The organism is Curtobacterium sp. Leaf261, from assembly GCF_001422205.1.
Classification (GTDB): domain Bacteria; phylum Actinomycetota; class Actinomycetes; order Actinomycetales; family Microbacteriaceae; genus Curtobacterium.
The window spans coordinates 41406-64537 of record NZ_LMMJ01000007.1 but is presented as its reverse complement, the minus strand read 5'-3'; the positions used below and the strand labels follow the sequence as shown (position 1 = coordinate 64537).

General features: G+C 71.2%; 16 protein-coding genes. 9 read left to right on the top strand and 7 right to left on the bottom strand.

The window, feature by feature from the left end; all coding sequences use genetic code 11:
* The first annotated feature begins 7 nt into the window (after positions 1–7).
* Positions 8–904: an ROK family protein gene (locus ASF23_RS05600; RefSeq protein WP_200919312.1), complete on the top strand. Its 897-nt coding sequence runs from the start codon at positions 8–10 to the stop codon at positions 902–904.
* Between the two features lie 115 nt (positions 905–1019).
* Here the strand turns inward: ASF23_RS05600 and ASF23_RS05595 are convergent, their stop codons facing one another.
* Entirely contained in the window at positions 1020–2816 is a 1797-nt protein-coding gene (locus ASF23_RS05595; protein WP_055950387.1) for a class I mannose-6-phosphate isomerase, read from the bottom strand.
* 74 nt (positions 2817–2890) lie between these two features.
* Entirely contained in the window at positions 2891–4003 is a 1113-nt protein-coding gene (locus tag ASF23_RS05590; RefSeq protein ID WP_055950383.1) for a LacI family DNA-binding transcriptional regulator, read from the bottom strand.
* 101 nt (positions 4004–4104) lie between these two features.
* Between ASF23_RS05590 and ASF23_RS05585 the strand changes: the two genes are divergently transcribed.
* The 4 genes from ASF23_RS05585 to ASF23_RS05570 all read left to right on the top strand — a co-directional run bounded on the left by ASF23_RS05585 (position 4105) and on the right by ASF23_RS05570 (position 10528).
* Positions 4105–5424, top strand: coding sequence for an ABC transporter substrate-binding protein (locus ASF23_RS05585; RefSeq protein ID WP_082473865.1), 1320 nt, complete (start codon positions 4105–4107; stop codon positions 5422–5424).
* Positions 5421–6371, top strand: a complete 951-nt coding sequence (locus tag ASF23_RS05580) for a carbohydrate ABC transporter permease (RefSeq protein ID WP_055950378.1) — start codon at positions 5421–5423, stop codon at positions 6369–6371. Before ASF23_RS05585 ends, ASF23_RS05580 begins: the two co-directional genes overlap by 4 nt.
* Before the next feature lie 10 nt (positions 6372–6381).
* The gene (locus ASF23_RS05575; protein ID WP_055950376.1) at positions 6382–7200 is read left to right on the top strand and encodes a carbohydrate ABC transporter permease; all 819 of its coding nucleotides are present in this window, start codon (positions 6382–6384) and stop codon (positions 7198–7200) included.
* A gap of 115 nt (positions 7201–7315) precedes the next feature.
* On the top strand, positions 7316–10528 hold the full coding sequence (locus tag ASF23_RS05570) for a glycoside hydrolase family 38 C-terminal domain-containing protein (RefSeq protein ID WP_055950372.1): 3213 nt from the start codon (positions 7316–7318) through the stop codon (positions 10526–10528).
* Between the two features lie 185 nt (positions 10529–10713).
* Here the strand turns inward: ASF23_RS05570 and ASF23_RS05565 are convergent, their stop codons facing one another.
* The 5 genes from ASF23_RS05565 to ASF23_RS18940 all read right to left on the bottom strand — a co-directional run bounded on the left by ASF23_RS05565 (position 10714) and on the right by ASF23_RS18940 (position 18522).
* Entirely contained in the window at positions 10714–11859 is a 1146-nt protein-coding gene (locus ASF23_RS05565) for an AI-2E family transporter (protein WP_055950369.1), read from the bottom strand.
* Between the two features lie 268 nt (positions 11860–12127).
* Positions 12128–13876 (bottom strand): ParB-like protein, encoded by a 1749-nt coding sequence (locus ASF23_RS17775; RefSeq protein ID WP_200919311.1) that lies wholly within the window; start codon positions 13874–13876, stop codon positions 12128–12130.
* Positions 13877–14041: 165 nt separating this feature from the next.
* Positions 14042–15121, bottom strand: coding sequence for an NADH:flavin oxidoreductase/NADH oxidase (locus ASF23_RS05555; RefSeq protein ID WP_055950367.1), 1080 nt, complete (start codon positions 15119–15121; stop codon positions 14042–14044).
* Positions 15122–15263: 142 nt separating this feature from the next.
* Positions 15264–16043, bottom strand: a complete 780-nt coding sequence (aqpZ, locus tag ASF23_RS05550) for an aquaporin Z (RefSeq protein WP_082473864.1) — start codon at positions 16041–16043, stop codon at positions 15264–15266.
* 85 nt (positions 16044–16128) lie between these two features.
* Positions 16129–18522, bottom strand: a complete 2394-nt coding sequence (locus ASF23_RS18940) for an alpha/beta fold hydrolase (RefSeq protein WP_162236722.1) — start codon at positions 18520–18522, stop codon at positions 16129–16131.
* Positions 18523–18610: 88 nt separating this feature from the next.
* Between ASF23_RS18940 and ASF23_RS05540 the strand changes: the two genes are divergently transcribed.
* The 4 genes from ASF23_RS05540 to ASF23_RS05525 all read left to right on the top strand — a co-directional run bounded on the left by ASF23_RS05540 (position 18611) and on the right by ASF23_RS05525 (position 23131).
* Positions 18611–19252 (top strand): TetR/AcrR family transcriptional regulator, encoded by a 642-nt coding sequence (locus ASF23_RS05540; protein WP_055950364.1) that lies wholly within the window; start codon positions 18611–18613, stop codon positions 19250–19252.
* A 47-nt stretch (positions 19253–19299) separates the two neighbouring features.
* A complete protein-coding gene (locus ASF23_RS05535; RefSeq protein ID WP_055950360.1) occupies positions 19300–20157 on the top strand; it encodes a 3-hydroxyacyl-CoA dehydrogenase in 858 nt (285 codons plus the stop codon).
* Positions 20158–20189: 32 nt separating this feature from the next.
* Positions 20190–22079 carry a glycoside hydrolase family 35 protein gene (locus tag ASF23_RS05530; RefSeq protein WP_055950358.1) on the top strand — a complete coding sequence of 630 codons (1890 nt, stop codon included), beginning with the start codon at positions 20190–20192 and terminating at the stop codon, positions 22077–22079.
* A gap of 191 nt (positions 22080–22270) precedes the next feature.
* Positions 22271–23131 (top strand): DUF4397 domain-containing protein, encoded by an 861-nt coding sequence (locus tag ASF23_RS05525; RefSeq protein ID WP_055950356.1) that lies wholly within the window; start codon positions 22271–22273, stop codon positions 23129–23131.
* Position 23132 lies beyond the last annotated feature (1 nt).

Here is a 23132-nt window from a genome sequence, read left to right as displayed (position 1 = left end):
GGGAACCGTGTCGAACAGAGCCGTCGTCGGTGTCATGGACATCGGCGGCGGACACGTCACAGCAGCGCTGATCGACCCGGCCGAGCCCGGGCAGGTCCTGGCGGAGGCCGCGGGGTCCCTCGACCCCCACGCCCCGCGGGAGGTCCTGCTCGCGGGGCTCGCGGCGCCGGCGCGGTCCCTGCTGTCCGACGGTTCGGCGGCGGCCCCGACTCGGTGGGCGATCGCCATCCCCGGGCCGTTCGACGCGGCCGCCGGTGTCGGCAGCTTCGAGGGCGTCGACAAGTTCCGTTCGATCGCCGGTGTCGACCTCCGCGCGGAGTTCGCGATGCGGCTCGGCACCACGACCGACCGCATCGGGTTCCTGAACGACGCGGTCGCCTACGGGATCGGCGAGTGGGCCACCGGCGCCGGTGAGCACGCCGCTCGACTGCTGTGCGTCACGCTCGGCACCGGTGTCGGATCGGCGTTCCTGGCGGACGGCCACGAGGTCGACGGCGGCCCCGACGTGCCCCCGAACGGCGACGCGCACCGGATCGAGATCGACGGGGTCCCGCTCGAGCGGGTGATGTCGTCGCCGGCGATCCGGGATGCCTTCCGCGAACGGACCGGCCAGGAACGGACCGTCGCCGAGGTGTGCGCGGCCGCGCGCGCCGGGGACGACGACGCGATGGTCGTGGTCGATGCGGCACTCGGGGCGCTCGGACGTGCGCTGGCGCCGTGGGTGCAGCGGTTCGGCGCCACCCGCGTCGTCGTGGGTGGCGCCATCGCGGGGTCGTGGGACGTCATCGCGGTCCCGCTCGGACGCGGACTCGCGGCGGGCGCGCCGACGATCGCCCCCGAGCTCGTGCCCGCCCGGCTCGGAGCGCGTGCGCCCCTCGTCGGCGCCGCGGCCTGGGCCGCCTGACCAGCGCGACGGCGTCGTCGGACGAGGTTCTTCAGGACGCAGTCGCCCGTCGGGGTCCCCGGGAGTCTGTCGCCCGGGGTCCCCGGGAGTCTGTCGCCCGTCGGGGACCCCGGGCTCAGTCGTCGATCGAGGTTCCCCGGACCGAGGCGAGGACCGTTCCGCAGCGCTGGCCCTCGCCGTGGCCGCAGGGGCGGATCGTGTACCGACCGACCGACGCCGGGACGATGAACGTCTCGGCGTAGTGCACCACGAACGGCTCGAACGCGCCGGTCGGACTCTCGACGACCGCCTCGGCACCCTCGACCAGGTTGAGGACGTTCACGGTGCCGCGGGTGTCGTGCTCGACCGTGGTGTCGAACCAGTGTCGCCGGACCTCGATGAACTCGAGCTCGTGCAGCCCGGTCCGCTCCTCCACCCAGCCGTCACCGCTCGCGACCTGCTCCACCTGGCCGACGAGCTCGTCGCGGGCGAACCCGGTGTCGCGGTTCCACTGGATGTTGGCGAGCGCGTGGTCGAGGTGCACGGGCCGTGGGACGCCGTCGAGGCCGACACGACCCCAGTCCCACATCTTGAACGTGAAGATGTACGGCGTCGCCGAGATCTCGAGGACCATCGAGTCCGCCCCCGAGCAGTGCACCGTCCCCGCCGGGATCAGGAAGTGGTCGTGCTTGGCCGCCGGGAACGCGTTGACGTACGCCGGCACGTCGAACGGGTCGCCGCCCGCCGCCGCGGCCCGGAGCGCGGACTCCATGGCGGCCGGGTCGACGTCGTCCCGGACCCCGAGGTACACCACGGCGTCGTCGGCGGCGTCGAGCAGGTAGTAGCTCTCGTCCTGCGTGTACGGCATGCCGAACGTGTTCTGCATGTAGTCGGTCAGCGGGTGCACCTGGAGCGAGAGGTTGCCGCCGGCCATCGTGTCGAGGAAGTCGAAGCGGATCGGGAACTCGGCCCCGAAGCGCGCGTGGGTCTTCTCGCCGAGGAGTTCACGCGGGTGCCGGAAGACCAGGTCGAGCGCAGGGATCTCGACCGTCGTGCTCGCGCCCGTCGGGTCGCCGACGCGGAGGAGGAGGCTGTTCTCCTCGGGGACGCAGTCGAAGCACCACGCGTAGTTGCTCTCGTCGCCGACGTCGAGCACGTCCTTCATCCACTGGCCGCCCCAGACGCCCGGGTCGAAGAACGGGACGACCCGGAACGGCCGACGGCTCGCGATCTCGAGCCCCGCGAGGAAGGCCCTCGCCTCGATCAGCTTCGCGCCCCGCATCGAGTCGTTCGCGTCGAGGACGAAGTCGATCCGGTCGAACAGGTCGCGCTTGTGCCGATCAGCGACGCGCCACTCGACGAAGTAGCCGCGCTTGACCTTCCGGAGCTGGTCCTCGTCCCCGTTGTCCGCCCGCCAGTTCGGGGCGCCGGCTCGCTGTCGCCGCTGGATCTCCCAGCGGGCGAGGTCGGCGAGCACGACGGTGTCGAACGACGTCGGCACGAGGGTTGCACCCCAGCCGAACACGACCACCGGTCCGTCGGCACGCTCGATGCGCGCCGCGGTCGTGTCGAGGCGGTCCCGGTCGTAGAAGTCGGAGAGCACCTGGTGCCCGAGCACGCCGAAGACCCGGTCGTCCGTGAGGTTCCCGGCGATCAGTGCATCGATCTCGCCGGAGGACTTGGCGGCGGCGTCCTCGACGTTGATGAGCACGGCATCCGGAGCGACGGACTCGAGCTCGGCGCGGAGTGCGACGAGGTCGGTGCCCGGGTAGGTGTCCATGGCCACGACACGTCGAGTCCGCCCGGAGAGCTCCGCCGCGATCCGAGCCCACGTCGCCGCACCCGACCATGCCTCGTGTCCGTCGGGCAGGTCGATCGTCGGTGTCTTGTCGTAGAGGCCGGGGACCACTCCGGCGGGGAGGGAAGTCGTCACGGAGAACTCCTTTGTGCGGTGATAACGTTACCAACCCTAGTCGAGACCCCCGGCGGCAGCGCAAACGGCGGCGCTCAGTGGTGGACGACGCGGACCGGGAGCTCGACGAGCCGCGGGCCGGTGGCCGGGTCGCCGACGTCGTCCGGGCGATCCCCGCGGTCGTCCCCATGGTCCTCGTCACGGGCGTCAGCACGCTCGCCGTCGCTCCGACCGTCGAGTCGGGACAGGAGCATCTCGGCGGACACGCGACCGAGCTCCTCCGGGTCGTGGTCGATCACGGACAGCGGGATCGGCGCCATGTCGACCAGGTCGAACGAGTCGAAGGCGAAGAGGCGCACCGGCGCACCCCCGGCGAGCTGGGCGGCGCGGATGGCCCGGATCGCACCGATGCTGATCCGGTTGTTCGCCGCGAACACCGCCGTCGGCGCGTCCGGTCGCTCGAGGAGATCGCGTGTGGCGGACTCGGCGGCCTCGGCGTCCTGCAGCCCGAACACGACGAGGTCGTCGGCCAGCGGCACGCCCCGGGCATCGAGCGCGGACCGGAACCCGACGAGGCGCCGCTGCCCGGTCGACACGGTCTCCTTGTTGCCGAGGAACGCGATGCGCCGGTGCCCCTCGTCGAGCATGGTCTCGGCCGCCTGCTGCGCCCCGTGCACGTCGTCGATCAGCACCGAGTCGGCGGCGACCCCCTCGACGGTCCTCGACGCCAGGACCAGTGGCACGCCGTGCAGCCGCTCCGGACGGAACCGTTCGGCGTCCTGTCCGACGGGGACCACGACGAGTCCCTCGACCTGACGCCCGAGGAAGTCCGACAGCAGCTGTCGTTCGAGCTCGGCGTCCTCGTTGGTCGTCCCCACGAGGATCCGTCGACCCGTGGCCGCGACCACCCGTTCGATGCCCTGGACGACGCCGGCGTAGTAGGGGTTGCTGATGTTCGTGATCATCACGCCGATCAGGCCCGAGCGGTGTCCCGGTCGGAGGCTCCTGGCGTTCTCGTTGCGGTGGTAGCCGACCTGGGCGATGACCTGCTCGACGTGTTCTCGGAGCGCGGGTCGGACGTTCTTGCCACCGGAGAGCACCCGAGAGACGGTCATCGGGCTCACGTCGGCGGCCCGCGCGATGTCCTTGACGGTGATCGCGGCACCCCGTCCGGTCCCGATCGGGGACGAATCTGCCGACGAGCCCATGTCCCAGGTATACAGGACCGTTCACCTTGTGCGGCCCCGACAGGCGTGTATGGTGGTTGGTAACGTTATCAACACCAGTCGACGACGACAGAGGAGCGGCGATGCCCCATCCCGAAACCGGACGCCCCGGTCCCGGCGCAGCCCAGGTGACCCGCAGGACCGCGCTCGCGGTCGGTGGGTCCGGCATGCTCGCGGCGCTGCTCGCGGCATGCGCCAAGGGGTCCGACACCCGGCCGTCGGCCGCCGGCACGGTCACCCTGAACAGCGACAACCCGACGTGGGGGCCCGGCTACGCTGCGGCCTCCGCCGTCCTGGCGGACCGGATCGGCTACCGGATCACGTCTCGGTCGATCGCGAGCGTCGCGAACTACACCCAGATCATCCGGATGACCGCCCAGACGGACAGCACGACCGACCTCATCAAGTGGACGAACGGGTACCGGCTGCAGGACATCGCCCGCGCCGACATCCTCACCGACCTCAACGACGTCTGGGACACGGCGATCGAGCGGAAGTGGGTGGACCCCGAACAGCGTGCGTCGTTCACCTACCGGGGCAAGGCCTTCGGCGTCCCGCTCTACAAGAGCTACTACGCGGTGTTCTACAGCAAGAAGGCGTTCGCGGAGCAGGGCATCACCGTCCCGACCACCTTCGACGAGCTGATGAGCGCGGCCTCCACCCTCCGTGACGCCGGGATCACCCCGTTCCTGTCGCCGGGCGCGACCACCTGGGAAGCCGAGATCTGGTTCATGCAGCTCCTGGCGTCGATCGACCCGGCCTACTACAAGGCCGTCACGACGAACCACGCGAGCTACCTCGACGACCCGGCGAAGCAGGCGATGGACATGTGGTCCTCGATGTACGCCGACAAGATGTTCTCCGCGCCGGACGTCACGTCGAACGACCTGCCGGGGCTCGTCAAGCAGGGCAAGTTCGGCATGATGCTCTACGGCACCTGGTTCGCCAACACCCTGCTCGCCGCCGGGCTCACCGACGACGACATCGGGTTCTTCCGGGTCCCGCCGCACACCGCGTCGGTCGATCCGGCGATCGTCGTCGAGAGCGGTTCGCTCTCGGTGCCGGTCAAGGCGCACCGACACCGCGCTGCCGTCGAGGTCGCCGGGAACTGGCTCGCCACGGACGTCCAGACCGCGTGGGTCGGGTTCCTCGGCGACACGAGCCCGAACCCGGCAGCACTCCCGAAGTCGCACCTCGTGCAGGACCTCGCGAAGGACATCGCCACGACGAAGCCGACCGAGCTGACGCGGTACTGGGAAGCCTCGCCGACGCCGCTCATCGAGGGCAACGTGGCCGACCTCGGCGCCTTCATGGTGAACCCGACGAAGGCGAACGGAGTGTCGACGCTGCAGTCGATGCAGGACCGAGCACGGACCGAGTGGAAGACCTGGAACGCCGCATGACACTCACCCAGCCCCCGATCCCGCGCGATGCGGTGGACGACACCCCTGCACCCCGTCGCGCGAGGACGACCGCACCCCGCAGTGCGTCGATCCGGACCCGGCTCGTGGGCGGTGCGTTCCTGACGCCCGCCGTCGTGCTCGTCGTCCTGCTCCTCGTCGTGCCGTTCGGGTTCACCATCTACCGCAGCTTCTTCGACGACAACGGGTTCACCCGGCGCTTCATCGGGCTCGAGAACTACCGCGCGATGTTTGCCGACCCGGCCTTCGGGCAGTCGGTCTTCAACACGTTCCTCTGGGTCGTCGGCACGCTGCTGCTCCCGGTGGGGATCGGCCTGGCGGTCGCGGTCGGCACCTGGAAGCTGCAGCTCGGCAGCCTCGCCCGGTTCGCGATCATCCTGCCGTACGCGATCTCCGGTTCGGCGACCGCGGTGGTGTGGACGTTCATGCTGTCCACCGACGGCGGGCTCGACTCCGTGCTGCGGCTGTTCGGCCTCGACGCGCTCGTGTCGCAGTGGCTCCTGCAGTGGCCGCTCAACACCGTGATGATGATCATCGCGACGACCTGGCAGGCCAGCGGGGCGTGCGTCATCCTGTTCCTCGTCGGACTGCAGTCGATCCCGCCGAGCACGCTCGAGGCAGCGTCGCTCGACGGTGCATCCGGGTGGCGGCTGTTCTGGAGCGTCACCTTCCCGCAGCTCCGGCCGATGACGATCGTCGTGGTCGGCATCTCCATCGTCGGGAGCCTCAAGGTCTTCGACCAGGTGCTCCTGCTCACCAACGGCGGTCCGGGGACGGCGTCCGAGACGCTCGCCCTCACCATGTACCGCGAGACCTTCACGCTGTCGCGGTACGGGGCCGGTGCCGCCGTCGCGGTGTTCCTGACCGTCGTGGTCGTGGTCGCGTCCTGGGCCTACCTCCGCCGCCAGCTCCGCCCGAACGAGAACTAGGAACCACCCCGTGACGAAGACATCCCGCCGCGTCCTCGCGGTCGTCCTGACACTCGTGTCCCTGATCTGGCTCGTCCCGTCGTACCTGCTCGTCGTCAACGCGTTCACGAAGGGCGCCGACTACTCCGGATCACCGTCGTGGTGGCCGACGTCGTGGTCGCTGTTCGACAACATCGGGATCGCGTTCCGCAACGCCAACGTCGGGCAGGGCATGCTGAACAGCCTGCTGTACTCGGTCGTCGGTGCCGGGGCCGCGGTCCTCATCGCGGCGCTCGCGTCGTTCGCGGTGACGATCATGCCCGTCAAGCGCCCGACCCTCTGGTTCTGGGTGATCTACATCGGGACGATCCTGCCGCTCCAGGCGTTCCTCTCGCCGCTGTTCACCGGGTACGCCGCCGCGTCGTTGTTCGACACCCAGTACGGCATGCTGCTCGTGTACGTCGCGCTCACCATCCCGTTCGCGTTCTTCGTCGTCCGCGGGCACATGACCGGACTGCCGATCGAGATCCGCGAGGCGGCATCGCTCGACGGCGCCGGTTGGGTCCGGATGTTCTTCCGGATCCACCTGCCGCTGTCCACGAGTGCCCTCCTCGCGGCGTTCGTGTTCCAGTTCACGTGGATCTGGAACGACCTGCTCTTCGGGCTGACGCTGTCCTCGAGCGCGAACATCCGTCCGGTGATGGCGACCCTCGCCGACCTCACCGGGAACTACTCGACCTACGGTCCCCCCGTGGCGCTCGCCGGTGCGCTGGTCGCCTCGCTCCCGACGATCGCGGTGTTCTTCGGGTTCCAGCGGTTCTTCGCCCGGGGCCTGAACCCGACGGCCTGAACCCGACGGCCTGAGCCCGACGGCCTGAGCCCGACGGCCCGGCCACACCCGGCCCGGCCACACCCAGCACCACTCAGCCCATCCCTGCACTGCCGAACGGAACCCTCGAACACCGATGACTGACCGCACCGAACCCGCCCTCGTCTCCGCCCAGCCCTGGTCGCACCTCGAGGCGAGAGCCGGGCTGCTCGACCGGGCCACCGTGACCACCGTGACGATCGGCGGCACGACCGTCCGGGTCCTGCCCGAGCCGCTCCGCACCACGGTCGACGGCGTCCCCGTCCAGAGCGTCCGCCTGCTCCTCGATGGACCCGACGGACCCGGAGCCACGGCCGCAAACGCAGCCGGAGCCAAGGCCGCAGACGCAGCCGGCGCCACGGCCGCAGCCGCAGCCGCGACCGGTGCCTCGCTCACCGGCCCGGACGGCGAGCTCGTCGTCGGTCGCGCACCCGCACCGGACGACACCTCGATCCGTCTCCTCGTGCGCGAGGTGAGCGGACCGACGGACGTGACCCTGGGCCTCCCGTCAGTCGGACCGGAGACCGCGACCTTCACGCTCCTGCCGCAGCGCGCGTGGTCGGTGCACGTCGTGCACCACTCGCACTTCGACTTCGGCTACACCGACCCGCAGGCCGCCGTCATCGCGTCGCAGCGCTCCTATCTGGACTCAGCGGTCGAGCTCGCCGCGGCGACCGAGGAGTGGCCGGACGCCGCACGGTTCCGCTGGAACGTCGAGGCGCTCTGGGCGTTCACGGACTGGGAGCGGCACCGCCCCGCCGCGAAGGTCGCTGAGTTCGTCCGGCTCGTGCAGGAGGGCTCGATCGGCCTCAGCGCGATGCCGTTCAACCTGCACACCGACACCTGCTCGACCGAGGAGCTGCACGAGCTGCTCCGCGAGGCCCGGCGGATCCGTGAGCAGTACGGGATCGACTTCACGACCGCGATGCAGACCGACGTCCCCGGGCAGGTCGCCGGGCTGCCGGACGCCCTGCAGGAGGTCGGCGTCCGCTACCTCGCCGTGGCGCACAACTGGGCCGGCCGGTCGATGCCGCACACGAACGGCGCGCTCGACCTCCCGCGGCTGTTCCGCTGGACCACCCCGGCCGGGAACTCCGTCCTGGTCTGGATGACGGACAGCCCGCACGGCCTCGCGTACATGGAGGGTCCGATGGTGGGGCTCACCGAGGACTACGAGGTGGCCGAGACCTACCTGCCCGCGTACCTCACCGCACTCGCCACCCGGGGCTACCCGTTCCCGCCCGGGGTGTTCGGCGCCCACGGCGAAGAGGCCGAGGGCCGTCCCGGGTACCCGTGGGAGGTCCTGCACCTCCGCACGCAGGGGTTCATGGGTGACAACGGTCCCGCGCGTCTGCACCTCGCCGAGACCGTCCGGCGCTGGAACGAGACCTGGACGTCACCGACGCTGCGGGTCTCCCGGAACGAGGACTTCTTCGCCGAGATCGAGGAGCGCCACGGCGACGACGTCCAGACCATGCAGGGCGACTGGGGTGACTGGTGGGTCGAGGGCGTCGGGTCGGCGGCCGTGCCGATGGCGCTGAACCGCGAGGCGCAGGCCACGGTGAGCGACGCACGGTCCTTCTCGCAGGCGACCGCGTGGCTCGGGGGTGACGCGGTGCCGACCGAGCGCGCGGACGCCGACGCCACGTACGACGCGATCACGATGTTCGACGAGCACACGTGGGGTGCCAGCAACTCGTGGACCCACGGCGACGAGGGCTACGACTCGGGTGAGCGACAGTGGCAGTGGAAGGTCGGCCAGGCCATCACCGCCCAGCAGCGCGCCCGCGACCTCGAGGAGTACGCGCTCGTGTCGCTCGCCGACACGGTCGACGCGCCGTCGGGGGCCCTGGCCGGGATCGTCGTCGCCAACGCCTCGGGCTCCACCCGGACCGGCGTGGTGCGACTCCTGCTCAAGGAGTCCACCGTCCCGTTCGCGCAGCACGTCGAGCTCCGTGACGGTCGGACCGGCGCGGTGCTGCCGCACGTCGTCGAGCCGCAGTCGAACTCGCTCCACCGCGAGTCCGGCCGGTGGATCAGCGCGCAGGTCACGGACGTCCCCGGGTTCGGTTTCGTCCGGCTCGACGTGCACCCGACCGAGGTCGAGCCCGAGCCGTCGACGGTGCACGACCCGACGGCGAACCCGCTCGGCGAGCTCTTCCGTCTCGAGAACGAGTACCTGCGGGTCGAGGTCGACCCGCACACGTCGAGCATCCGCTCCATCGTGGAGCTCGCCACCGGCCGGCAGCTCGTCGAGCAGCACGCGCCGACGGGGTTCAACGCCTACGTGTACGACGAGTACGGCTCGTCCGGCGCGGGTGTGAACCACCTGGCGAACAAGCTGTGGAGCACGGACCGACTCGAACTGCTCGCATCGCGCACCACGGGCGGGCCGGCGGTGCTCGTCGAGCGTGTGTCGGACGCGGTCGAGGAGCGGCTCACCTACGCCTTCGCCGCGGGTGGAGTCGACGAGGTCCGGGTCACCCTGCGCCTCCGGCACGGCGAGCCCCGACTGCGCATCGCGAATCGCCTGGCGAAGCCGGTCACCCGGACCAAGGAGAGCGCGTACTTCGCATTCCCGTTCGCTGCCGAGGACCCGACGGTGCGTTCCGAGGTGTCGGGTGGCGTCACGGGTGACGGCCTCCAGCACATCCCGGGAGCCCCGCAGCACATGCGCGCGATCCGGAACTGGGTCACGATCGAGGACGGCCAGCACGGCGTCGCGTGGGTGACGAAGGACGCTCCCCTCGTGCAGCCCGGTGCGATCAGCCTGCCGTACGCGCCGTTCCCGCAGAGCACGAGTCCGCTCCAGCCCGCGACGATCTACTCGTGGCTGCACAACAACGTGTGGGACACGAACTTCCCGATCGAGCAGGGGTTCACGGCGACGTTCGAGTACGCCGTCGGGGTGCGCCAACACTCTGCGCAGCGCCTCGAGGCCGTCGCGCTGACCACGACGTCCGACCTCGTCCGGCCGCTCTCGGCGGTCCCGGCGACGGTCGGCCCGAGGTCGGACCGCGCGGTGGCGGACCTGCTGACGATCAGTGACGAGCGGGTCCGGCTGGTGTCGGTCGTCGCAGACGGCGACGGTGACGGTGACCGTGACGGTGACGACGGGTCGACGATCGTCCGGCTGCAGTCCGTCGCCGACGAGCCGACGACGGTCACCCTCGGCGTCGGGATCGACGTGGTGTCGGCCGAGCGGACGACCTACCTCGGCGACCGGACCGGTGACGTCGAGGTCGACGGCCGACGCGTCCGGCTCACCCTCGCGCCGTTCGAGGCGGTCGGGGTGCGCCTGCGTCGCTGACGCAGCGACCGACGCGGACGCAGCGGCGGCGGCAGCAGGCAAGACGGGTCGCGCGGGGCGCGGGGTGTGACGGACTGGAGGCACGGGGCGGGGCCGACCCGTGCCTCCAGTCCGTCAGGTGCGCGCGTCAGCGCCGCGTCCCGTCGGGTGCGCGCGTCAGCGCCGCGTCACGACCGGTCCCTCGCTCACTCGCCCGTCGGCACGGCCTCGGAGCGCTTCTGCCGCCACGCGCGCGCCGGGGTGTCCTCGCCGTCCCAGACCTGGATGACGCCCCAGGCCGCCGCGATCAACGGGACCGAGATGATCGCCCCCGTGATGCCGGCGAGCACCGTGCCGGCGGTCAGTCCGAGGAGGATGACGAGCCCGTGCAGCCGCGGCGTCTTGCCCATGAGCACCGGCTGGAGGAGGTTGCCCTCGAGCTGGTTCACGAGGACGACGATGCCGACGACGATCAGGGCCTTCACCGGGCCGAGCGCCACGAGGGCGACGAGGGCCGCGAGGATGCCCGCCGCGGTCGCACCCACGATCGGGATGAACGCCGTGATGAAGACGATGACGGCGAGCGGCAGGGCCAGGGGGACCCCGAGGATCGCGATGGCCACACCGATGCCGATCGCGTCGACCGCGGCGACCGCCGCCGTCCCGCGGACGTAGCCGCCGAGCGTGGCGACCACACGGTCACCGGCACGGCGGGCGCGGGCGTAGGGCTCGCCGGTGAACGGGCGGAGCAGGAACTCCCAGATGCGGGGCCCGTCCTTGAGGAAGAAGAACAGCACGACCACCATGAGCACGAGCCCGGTCAGGAAGTTCGCCGTCGCGGAGGCACCCGCGAGCGCTCCGGAGCCGAACTTGGCGCTCGTGACGAAGTCCGTCACCGTCTTCACGACGCTGTCGACCTGCGAGTCCGAGATCGAGATGGGCAGTGACTGCGCGAAGTCCTGGAGCTGGCCGAAGCCCTTGACCGCGGACTTCTGGAGATCGCCCCACTGGTTCGACACGGCGACGACGATGAGCCAGCCGACCAGTCCGAGGACGACGAGCACGCCGAGGAGCACGGCCAGCGTCGCGAGCACCGACGGGACGCGGTGCCGTCGGAGCCAGGCCACGATCGGGTGCATCGCGGACGCGATGATGAGCGCGAGGAGGATCGGGATCGTGACGACGCTGAGGGTCGAGATGGCGTAGACGAGGCCCGCGCCGATGACGACGATGATGATGACCTGCAGGCACCGGGTCGCGAACCCGCCGAATGCGTCGGACCATGCGCGTCGTGCGCCGGTCTGGGAGTCGGTCGGGGAGTCGGTGGGCGCAGGGCCTCGGAAGAGCGGCATCGGGGGTCCTCGGGTTCATCGAACCGGAGCGGCGCCGAGCCACCCCGGTGGGAGCGTCGCCGACCAGTGTGTCCGAGGACGTTCATGTTCTGTGGGGCGTTCCCTCAGGAACGAGGCGGGTGCGCCTCCGACGGACGGTGCATGAGACGGACTGGAGGGTCGGCGCGAGACGTGCGCCGACCCTCTCCCCACCGACACGGCCCGCCCGCCGCTGGCGCGTCGGTCGGGAACCGGCGGCGTGGGCCCAGTCCGTCAGTCCGTCGGTCCGTCAGTCGGCGCGGCCGCGTCGGCGGGCGGTGCGGATCGTGGCGCCCGCGACGATCGCGGCGAGGGCGGCCACGAGGAGGGCGGCCACGCCCTCGGTCCCGGTGAACGCCAGTGCGCCCGTCGCGCTGCCGGACCCGGCGTTCCCGGCGCCGTTCGGACCGGTCCCGTTCTGTCCGGTCCCGTTCTGTCCGGGGTCGATCGCGACGGTGACCGCAGTGGCGCCGACCTGGACCCCGTCGAGGAGCACGACCACCGAGTGCGCGCCGGCCGAGGTCCCGGCCGGGACCGTGGTCGTCAACGAGAACGTCCCGGAGGCGTCGGTGCCGACGGTGCCGAGCAGGACCGGGTCGGACCGCAGCTCGACGCGGAAGCCGGTCGTCGAGGCCGCGAAGCCCGAGCCGCTGATGGTGACGGTGCCACCGGGGACGATCCGGCCGCTGACCACGACGGTGCCCTGCACGGTCGTCGGGTCAGTCGGCGTCGGCACCGGGTTGGTCGGCGTCGGCACCGGGTCGGTGGGCGTCGGCGTCGGCGTCGGGTCGGTCGGCGTCGGGTCCGTCGGCGGGGTCGAGGCCAGCGTCTTCCGGTACTCGACCATGTACGCGAGCTTGCCCGGCTTGGCGTCGCTGTAGGGCACGGCGAGCTTCGCCCACTCGCCCTTGGTCTCCTTCTTGCCGTCGTTCCAGGCGGTGAAGGTGCTGAGGTCCGCCGCGGTGTACCCGCTGTCCGCGTCGACGACCTCGTCCCGGGGGAGTGCGACCTGCGCCTCGGTGATCTGCCGGACCAGCGCGAGGGAGGCGTCCCAGTCGTCCTGGTCCCAGCCGGCGAGGTCGATCGCGGGCTGGGCGCGGAGCCACGAGCCCCAGTAGAACTCCTGGAACGGCACGGCGCCGTCGGCCGAGTACCCGATGTCGCGGGCGAAGTACATGATGCTGCGGGCGCGGTCGTCCTCGAAGCTCGCGAGGCCGACGGTCGACGGCAGCTGCGACGGGGTGATCGTCTTCCCGTCGACGTCGCGGAGCCACACCCACTTCTGCTCCTGCATCGTCGTCCAGAAGTCCGCGGTGGTGAGTCCGCTGAGGTTGCCGAGGACGCGCAGACGGACGTGCGTGTCGAGGCCGCCGTCCGGGGTTTCCGCGAACGAGGTCAGCGTGTGGTGCCCGTCGGTGAGGTACAGCGTGCCGCCGGGGCCGATCACGACGGTCTTCATCGGGGCGATGCTGTCCGCCGTCTCGGAGCCGACCGGCGTCTCGCACGTGAAGGTGCTCGGGTCGCGGAGCGTCGCGCCGGGCTGGGCACTGACGGCGTCGGTCTGGCCGTTCGCCTCGCACCAGTCGCCGAACTCCTTGTCGACCGCGTCCTTGCCGATGGCCGTGGAGTAGCGGCCGAGCTTGTAGTAGACCTCGTCGTAGCCGAGGGATGGCTGCGTCGGGTGCACGTCCCCGATGCGGACGTCGAGCAGCGTGTCGGGGTCGACGCAGAGCGGCCGAGTGTCACCCGTCGTGCAGCTCGGGTCCTTCGTGTCCGTGACGTCGGCGGCGCTCGCCGCGGGAGCGGTGTCGGACGGCGACGTGGCCGCGGTCGGTTGCGCGGTGGCCGACGGCGACGTGGTCGCGGTCGGTTGCGCGGCCGCGGTCGGTGCCGGGTCGGTCGCGGCGACGGCGGACTGTCCGGCGAGGACGGCGGTGCCGAGCGCGACCGCGAACGTCAGGGTCGTCGCGGTCGCGCGCAGGGATCGGGATACAGGCAAGGGTCCGCTTCCGGTGTGGGGCGAGGGACCGCCGGATCGCGGTCCCTGTGAGCGTTCACACCCTGCCGGTGTCCGGTGAACGACAGGTGTCGCCCCGATGACGCACCGGTGCCGCCGCGCGCGGCGACCCGGTGCGGGCGGACCCGGCGCCCCGTGCCGCCGGACTCAGCGGTAGGCGCGCTCGTACTGCGACGGCCGGTACGGCATGTCGTAGCGGAGTGCGGCCGCAGCGCGGATCGGGAAGTTCGGGTCGCGGAGCGCCTCGCGGCCGACGAGCACCACGTCCGCCTGCCCGAGCGCGACGATCTGCTCGGCCTGGAACGGTTCGTCGATCATGCCGACGGCCGCGACCGGAACGCCCGCCCCGTGCTTGATCTGCGAGGCGACGGCGAGCTGGTAGCCCGGCCCGACGGGGATGTCTGCGTTCGCGACGTTGCCGCCGGTCGACACCGACACGAGGTCGACGCCGTGCTCGCGCAACCAGCCGGACACGACGACGGCGTCCTCGGGGCCGAAGCCGCCGTCCGTCCACTCGGTCGCGGACAGGCGCACGATGATCGGCACGCTGTCGCCGACCTCGGCCCGCATCGCGTCGACGGTCTCGAGCAGCGCCCGCGAACGGTTCTCGAGCGATCCGCCGTACGCGTCCGTGCGCTGGTTCGACAGCGGCGACAGGAACTCGTGGAGCAGGTAGCCGTGTGCGCCGTGCACCTCGAGCAGGTCGAATCCGGCGTCGACGGCACGGCGGGCAGCCGCGGCGAACGCCCGGATGACACCCTGCACGTCCTCGGCCGTGAGCTCGGTGGGCTCCACGAGCCCGGGGAACGCGATCGCCGACGGGCCGACCGGCTGCCATCCGCCCTGCTCGGCGGGGACGTTGCCGTCGGGGTGCTCGCCCCATGCGCGCCAGGTCGACGCCTTGCGCCCCGCGTGGGCGAGCTGGATGCCGGCCTTCGCGCCCTGCGAGTGGATCATCGCGGTGATCCGGCGGAACGCGTCACGCTGCGTGTCGTTCCACAGCCCGAGGTCCTGCGGGCTGATCCGACCCTCGGGAACGATGCCGGTCGCCTCGACGACGACGGCACCGGCGCCACCCCGTGCGAGCCCGCCGAGGTGCACGAGGTGCCAGTCCGTCGGCACGCCGTCCTGCGCGTCGACGGCGTACTGGCACATCGGGGGGATCCAGATCCGGTTCCGGATCTCGGTGCCGCGGAGGGTGATGGGGTCGAAGAGTGCGCGGGTCACGCGGGTCCTTCCGGTCGAGGAGCGACGGACGTCGCAGTACGACAACCATCGTACTGACGGCCCCCGACCGGCGGCTGCGTGGGTGGTGACGCGTACCGGACTGGAGGGACGGTCCCAGCTGGCACCGTCCCTCCAGTCCGGGTCAGCGCACCTCGGTGCGGGTCGAGTAGCGGACGATCAGACCGGCGATGGCGGCGCCGACGAGCGGCGCGACGATGAACACCCAGAGCTGCTCGAGCGGCGTGCTGCCGCCGTAGATCGCCGCGGCGATCGAGCGGGCCGGGTTCACCGACGTGTTGCTGATCGGGATCGAGATGAGGTGGATCAGGGTCAGTGTCAGACCGATCGCGATGGGGGCGAGGGCCTTGTACTCGGGCTTCGCCGTCACCGAGAGGATGACGCCGAGGAACACCGCGGTCAGCACGACCTCGGCCACGAACACCGAGCCGAGCCCGAACCCGCCGGGGGATGCGTCCCCGAAACCGTTCGACGCGAACCCGCCCTTGTGCGCGGCGGCGAAGGCCCCGGGCTTGCCGGCGAGGATCACCGCGAGGATGCTCGTCGCGACGACGCCACCGATGATCTGCGACACCCAGTAGCCGACGAGGTGCTTGGCATCGGTGCGACCGGCGACCCAGAGCCCCAGCGTGACCGCGGGGTTGAAGTGTCCGCCGGAGATGTGTCCGACGGCGCTGATCCCCGCGACGAGCGTCAGCCCGAACGCCAGCGCGACGCCGAGGAACCCGACGCCGACCTGCGGGAACGCAGCGGCGAAGAGTGCTGTGCCGAGACCGCCGAACACGAGGAGGAACGTTCCGAACGCCTCGGCCGCGTAGAGCTGCACCCCTGGACGGTCCGGAGCGTCCTGTTCGAGCTGTTCGGACGTGGACGCACTGACCGGGAGGTCGTCGTTCTTTGCCATGGTTCTCCCCTGATGAAGGAGGCTCGGCGCACCCACTGGGCGGTCGCCGTCGCCCGGATCTGACGAGTCTGATCACCCGTCAGGTTCAATGAACCAGTCGCTGCCCGCTTTGTCCAGGGTTTCGGCGGATGCGACCCTGTGTTGCGTCGAGGAACGCCAGTGTCCGCTCGGCGAACTCGTCCGGACGTTCGATCTGCGGCATGTGTCCGGTCCCCGGGAACACGTGCGACGCGGCTGCCGGGAACGCGTCCGTCGCGGCGGCGAGGTGGGAGACCGGCAGGATCTGGTCGTCGTCACCCCAGAGCACGAGCGTCGGCAGGTCGAGCGCTTGCACGGCGGGCAGGAGTTCGTCCCGCCAGGCGGCCCGGACGCCGCGGAAGGTACCGAGCTCCTCGGCCAGCTCGGCGAGCGTCGCCGCGTGCGGGCGCCGTCTCGCCAGGGCGAACGCGCGCGCGACCCGGTCGTCGCTCACCATCCGCCGGTCGGAGAACAGCGCGCGGACCGTCCGCCCCGATGTGCGGAGCGACGGCCGGAGCAGACGGCCGGCGATCGGTCGGATCGCGAGGAGGCGGAGGGCGAGCGTCACCTCGGACCCGAACCCGGCGCTGTCGACGAGGACGAGTGCACCGACCCGGTCCGGGTGGTCGACCGCGAAGCGCATGGCGACCGCGCCACCGAGCGAGTTGCCGATCACCGGGACGGGTCCGGTCACGCCGAGCGCGTCGAGCACGGCCGGGAGGATCGCCGCCAGTCGCGCGAGTGAGGCACGGCCCGGGCGCCTGGCCGAGAACGCGAAGCCGGGGAGGTCGAGGCTGAGCACCTCGTGGCGCTCGCCGAGCCGCTCGTGCTGCTCGGTCCAGTCCTCGAGGCTCTGGCCGATGCCGTGGAGCAGGAGCACCGGGCTGCCGCTGCCCGTCCGCCGGTACCGGATCCGCGTGCCGTCCACCGTCACGAAGCCCGTTCCCGGGAGTGCGAGCGGGTCCGGTGCCGTGCGGTGCCCGAAGCGGACGTCGTCGGTGAGGCGTCCGACCCGGAGCAGCCGGAAGTCGCGCAGGTAGTTCTGGTGCAGCCGCCAGGGGGTCCTCGCACCCTGACGCGGCAGGTCACCGAGGTTCCGCAGCACGTAGCCGGCGCGCAGGTCGATGAGCGGCGCGGTGTCGCCGTGTCGGACGCTCCGCGGCGGTTCGGGGACGACGGTCTGGTAGCCGTGCCGGTCCATGTGCTCGAGCACCCGGCACACGTACCCGGCGACCAGGTCGGCCTTGAGCGTCCACGACGCGTTCGTGTAGCCGATCGTCAGCGCGAAGTTCGGGACACCCTCGAGCATCATCCCCTTGTAGGTGAGCCGCTCGGACACGTTCACGTCCGTGCCGTCCACCACCAGGCGCATGCCGCCCATCATCAGGAGGTTGAGGCCGGTGGCCGTCACGATGACGTCGGCCGGCAGGTGGTCGCCGGAGGCCAGGTCGATCCCCGTCGCGGTGATCCTCGCGATGCGGTCGGTCACGATGTCCGCGTCCCCGGCCGAGATGCTGCGGAACAGGTCGCCGTTCGGGATCGCGCAGAGGCGCTGGTCCCATGGCTCGTAGTTCGGCGAGAGGTGCGTGTCGACGTCGAAGTCGGCGGGCAGCTTGCTGACGGCGGCCCGGCGGAGGATCGCCTTCATGGTCTGCGGACGCCGTCGCGCCGTCTGGTAGGTGATCATCGACGAAACGATGTTCTTCGCACGGACGACGTCGTAGGCGAGCTGCTCCGGCAGCCGACCCCGGAGCCGATCGGCGAGGTGGTCCCGAGCCGGCACGGGTGCGATGTACGTGGGGGACCGCTGGAGCATCGTGACGTGGGCGGCGTCCTTCGCGAGCGAGGGCACCAGGGTCACGGCCGTGGCCCCGCTGCCGACGACGACGACGCGCTGGTCGGTCCAGTCGAGGTCGGCCGGCCAGTGCTGCGGGTGCACGATCCGGCCGGCGAAGTCGTCCGCGCCGGGGATCGCCGGGGAGAAGCCCTCGTCGTAGCGGTAGTAGCCGGAGCACACCGACAGGAAGGAGCACGTGATCGTCGTCGTGTCGGCGGTCGGGGTGTCCGCCCGGTGCTCGCCGCCGTCGACGGGGGTCCTGGCGACCGTGACCGTCCAGCGCGCCGTCGCACTCGACCACTCCGCCGACACCGCGCGGTGGTTCAGGCGGATGTGCGGTTCGAGCCCCTCGTCGCGGGCGGTGTCCCGGATGTAGTCGCGGATGGCGGCGCCGTCCGCGATGGCCTTGCCATCGGTCCACGGGCGGAACGAGTAGCCGAGCGTGTACATGTCCGAGTCGGACCGGACGCCCGGGTACCGGAACAGGTCCCACGTGCCACCGATCGCCGAGCGTGACTCGAGGACCGCGAAGGTCGCCCGCGGTCGCTCCCTGGTGATCCTCGCCGCCGCACCGATCCCGCTCATCCCGCCACCCACGATGAGCACGTCCACGTGTTCCGTCATGGTCAGCACCGTACGCCTCGTTCGACACGCTGTCGAGTAAGTCGACACACTGTTGATCTCATCGACGGTCTGTCGATACGATGACGGCATGGACGACACAGCACGGGCCGCGAACCGTGGCCGACGCGTGTCGCGGCCGACCGGGGAAGACCGGCAGGAGGCGATCCTCGAGACCGCCGAGCGACTGCTCGACGCCCGGGGGTTCGACGACGTCTCGATCGAGGAGCTCGCTGTGGGAGCCGGGATCTCGCGGCCGACGTTCTATTTCTACTTCTCGTCCAAGGACGACGTCCTGCTCGCGCTCCTCGACCGGGTGATCACCGAGATCCGCCACCGGGTGGCCGCGCTCCCGCGGGACTTCGCGGAGGATCCGGCGCGCGCATGGCGTCGGTCGATCGGGGTGTTCGTCGACGTCTTCACGACGCATCGCGGGGTGGCCGCCGCGACCGCGACCGCTCGACTCCGGAACGCCGAGGTGCTGACGCTCTGGTCGGCGTCGATGCGGACCTGGTCGGACTACGCGACCGAGGTCATCCGCGCGGAACGTGCCCGCGGTGCCGCACCGGACGGCATCGACGCGAACGAGCTGGCCGTCGCGCTCAACCTCATGAACGAACGCGTGCTCAGTGCCGCCTTCACCGGGGAGTCGCCGGCGATCGAGCTCGACCACGCGCTCGACGTCCTGACGACCATCTGGCTCCGCGCGATCTACGCCGCGGACGTCGGCTGATCGCCGCTGACCGTCAACCAACCCACACATCGATCGACAGGAGCGTCATGCACACCATCAGGAACGTCACCGTCCTCGGAACCGGGGTGCTCGGATCGCAGATCGCGTTCCAGACCGCGTTCCACGGCTACGCCGTCACCGCCTACGACATCAGCGACGAGGTCCTCGACGCGGCACGCGAGCGGTTCGCCGGACTCGCCGACGTCTACGCGCACGAGCAGGTCACCGGCGGGATCGAGGGTGGTGCACCGGCCGCCCTCGCGTCGCTCTCCTACTCCGCCGACCTCGCCGCTGCCGTCGCGGACGCCGACCTCGTGATCGAGGCCGTGCCGGAGTGCCTCGAGCTGAAGCGCGAGGTGTACACCGCGCTCGCCGACGCCGCACCTGAGCGCACGATCTTCGCGACGAACTCGTCGACGCTCCTGCCGAGCGACCTCAAGGACTTCACCGGGCGCCCCGACCGGTTCCTCGCGCTCCACTACGCGAACCACGTCTGGCGGCAGAACACCGCCGAGGTCATGGGCACGGCGGACACCGACCCCGAGGTGGTCCAGGCGGTCGTCGAGTTCGCCACGGGGACCGGCATGGTGCCGATCGAGCTCAAGAAGGAGAAGGCCGGCTACGTGCTGAACTCGCTCCTCGTCCCGCTCCTGAACGCGGCGTCGGAGCTGCTCATCGGCGGGTACGCGGACCCCGAGACCGTCGACAAGACCTGGCGGATCGGCACCGGCGCGCCGCTCGGACCCTTCCAGATCTTCGACATCATCGGCCTCCGGACCCCGTACGAGATCGCGGCGTCGGCATCCGACCCGGGGTCGCAGGCGTTCGCGGCGTACCTCAAGGAGCACTACATCGACCAGGGCAAGCTCGGCATCGCGACCGGCGAGGGCTTCTACCGGTACTGATCGACACCACCACTCCCACGAGAAGGATCCGCATGCGTTTCGAGATCGGCAGCGACGACTTCCTGCTCGACGGTGCGCCGCACCGGATCGTGTCCGGAGCCCTGCACTACTTCCGCGTGCACCCGGGGCTCTGGGCGGACCGGATCCACAAGGCGCGGCTGATGGGGCTCAACACCATCGAGACGTACGTCGCGTGGAACGCCCACGAGACCCGACCGGGGTCGTTCACGTTCGACGGCGGACTCGACCTCGGCCACTTCCTCGACCTCGTCGCGGCCGAGGGGATGCACGCCATCGTCCGCCCCGGGCCGTACATCTGCGCCGAGTGGGCGAACGGCGGACTGCCCTCGTGGCTGTTCGCCGCGGATGACGGCGCGGGCGCTCCGGTCGGTGTCCGCCGGGACGAACCGCAGTACCTCGCCGCGGTGTCCCGGTACCTCGATGCGCTCGCGCCGATCCTCGTGCCGCGGCAGATCGACGCGGGCGGACCGATCGTGCTGGTGCAGGTCGAGAACGAGTACGGCGCGTACGGCTCAGACGCCACGTACCTGCGGAAGCTCCTCGACATGCACCGGGCGATCGGGCTCACAGTCCCGTTCACGAGCGTCGACCAGCCGCTCGGCACGATGCTCGAGGACGGGTCCCTGCCGGAGCTCCACCGCACCGGGTCGTTCGGCTCGCGGGTCACCGAACGGCTCGCACGGCTCCGGGTCGCGCAGCCGACGGGACCGCTCATGTGCTCGGAGTTCTGGGACGGTTGGTTCGACAGCTGGGGCGAGCACCACCACACGACGTCCGCCGAGGAGAGTGCCGCGGAACTCGACACCCTGCTCGCAGCCGGGGCCTCGGTGAACGTCTACATGTTCCACGGCGGCACGAACTTCGGCTTCACGAACGGCGCGAACGACAAGGGCGTGTACCGGCCGATCACGACGAGCTACGACTACGACGCCCCGCTCGACGAGGCGGGACTGCCGACCGCGAAGTTCCACGCGTTCCGCTCGGTGATCGCGCGGTACGAGCCCGTGCCCGACCTTCCCCTGGAGCTGGCTGCGCCAGCGCCAGCGCCAGAGCCAGCACCCGCACCAGCGTCCGCGCCCGCACCCGCGTCACCATCCGGCGCCGACGGCCTGGAGGCCCGGGGCACGCCCGCCACGATCGCTCACGTCCACATGGGGGACGACCGACTGCTCGCGGCCCTGCTGCCCGAGCTCGCGTCGTGGTCCGCCCACGACGAGGTCCCGACGATGGACGCACTCGGTGTCTCCGAGGGCTTCATGCTGTACCGGACCGGGATCGACGTCCCGGACGGCGCGGTGCTCACGGTCGACGAGGTCCGCGACCGCGCGCAGGTGTTCCTGGACGGCCGCGCGGTCGGGGTCCTGGAACGGGAGGACCACGACCGTGCGATCGTCCTGCCGCCCGTCCGCGACGGGGTCCTCGACGTGCTCGTGGAGGACCAGGGGCGTGTCGACTACGGGCCGCGGATCGGGGAGGCGAAGGGCCTCATCGGCCCGGTGCGGCTCGACGGCGTCCACGTCGGACGCTGGAGCGTCACACCGGTCGACCTGCAGCCGGTCGTCGACGCTGTGCCCGATCGGCCTGCCCCTGCCCCTGCCTCTGCCTCTGTGACTGCCACGGCGATGCCGATCGCCGGACCGGCCGTCGTTCGCGGCGTGCTCGAACTCGACGAGGCGCGCGACCTGCACCTCGCGCTCGACGGGTTCGGCAAGGGCGTCGCCTGGGTGAACGGCTTCTGCCTCGGCCGGTACTGGTCGCGAGGTCCGCAGCACACCCTCTTCGTGCCGTCGCCGGTGCTCCGCTCGGGGTCGAACGACGTCGTCGTGTTCGAGCAGCACGCCGCGGTCGGTCGTGACGTCGAGTTCCGCCGGATCGCGGACCTCGGCCACACGGAGGGCTGAGCCGGCGTCGCGGACGCCAGCCGTGCCTCCCGTCCGTCCGTGCGGATCCCGCCGTCCCGGCGGCGGTGACGTGTCCCGCACGATCTCGGTCCGGGTGCATCCGGTCGGGCGCCTCCGTCGGTAGTGCAGGTGACCGTCGACGACGCCGGTCGCACCCGAACGGTCCGACAGGACCACCCAGGAGGCACACCTTGCGGAAGACACTCGCCGCCGGCCTGAGCGCCGGCGCACTCCTCGCAGCACTCGCCGGAGCCATGCCCGCCACGGCGGCGTCCGCGGCGACCGGTGACGCGACACTCTCGGTCCTGCATGCCGTCCCGTCGCTCACCGTCGACGTCTACCTCGACGGCAAGCGCGCGATCGACGACTTCACCCCGGGGACGCTCGCCGGCCCGATGACGGTCCCGGCCGGCGCCCACACCCTCGCGATCACCGCCGGCGACGCCACCGACGACTCCAAGCCCGTCATCGGCCCGGTCGACGTCACGCTCGACGCCGGCGCGAACTCCACGGCGGTCGCGCACGACAAGGCGGACGGCTCGCCGACCGCCACCCTGTTCACGAACGACACCTCGGCGGTCCCGGCCGGCCAGGGTCGGCTCATCGTCCGACACGTCGCCGCGGCCCCCGCGGTGGACGTCCTCGCGGGCGGCAAGGCCGTCGTCTCGAACCTGTCGAACCCCGCCGAGCAGTCCCTGACGCTCGCCGCCGGCACGGTGTCGGCGACGGTCGCAGCGACCGGGACCACCGCTCCGGTGATCGGTCCGGCGGACGTGACCGTGGCAGCCGGTGCCGACACGATCGTCTACGCATGGGGCAGTCTGGCCGACAAGAACCTGGCCCTCGCCACGCAGTCGATCACCGGACTCGGCGGTGACCCGAACGGGGTCCCGGCGGGGAACGCGGGGCTCGTCGCCACGAACCGACCGACGGACACCGGCTGGATCGCGGGCGCCGGTGCGCTGGTCGTCCTGCTCGCGGGGACGGCGATCGTGACGACCCGTCTTCGGCGGCCGGTCACCGCCGTCCGTCGCCAGGACGGGCAGCGCTGAG

Excerpts from the sequence above, each read along its gene's own strand:
- ASF23_RS05535 (WP_055950360.1), top strand. The coding sequence starts at position 19,300 with ATGCACACCATCAGGAACGTCACCGTCCTCGGAACCGGGGTGCTCGGA.
- ASF23_RS05570 (WP_055950372.1), top strand. The coding sequence starts at position 7,316 with ATGACTGACCGCACCGAACCCGCCCTCGTCTCCGCCCAGCCCTGGTCG.
- ASF23_RS05580 (WP_055950378.1), top strand. The coding sequence starts at position 5,421 with ATGACACTCACCCAGCCCCCGATCCCGCGCGATGCGGTGGACGACACC.
- ASF23_RS05530 (WP_055950358.1), top strand. The coding sequence starts at position 20,190 with ATGCGTTTCGAGATCGGCAGCGACGACTTCCTGCTCGACGGTGCGCCG.
- ASF23_RS18940 (WP_162236722.1), bottom strand. The coding sequence starts at position 18,522 with ATGACGGAACACGTGGACGTGCTCATCGTGGGTGGCGGGATGAGCGGG.
- ASF23_RS05565 (WP_055950369.1), bottom strand. The coding sequence starts at position 11,859 with ATGCCGCTCTTCCGAGGCCCTGCGCCCACCGACTCCCCGACCGACTCC.
- ASF23_RS05590 (WP_055950383.1), bottom strand. The coding sequence starts at position 4,003 with ATGGGCTCGTCGGCAGATTCGTCCCCGATCGGGACCGGACGGGGTGCC.
- aqpZ (WP_082473864.1), bottom strand. The coding sequence starts at position 16,043 with ATGGCAAAGAACGACGACCTCCCGGTCAGTGCGTCCACGTCCGAACAG.
- ASF23_RS05585 (WP_082473865.1), top strand. The coding sequence starts at position 4,105 with ATGCCCCATCCCGAAACCGGACGCCCCGGTCCCGGCGCAGCCCAGGTG.
- ASF23_RS05540 (WP_055950364.1), top strand. The coding sequence starts at position 18,611 with ATGGACGACACAGCACGGGCCGCGAACCGTGGCCGACGCGTGTCGCGG.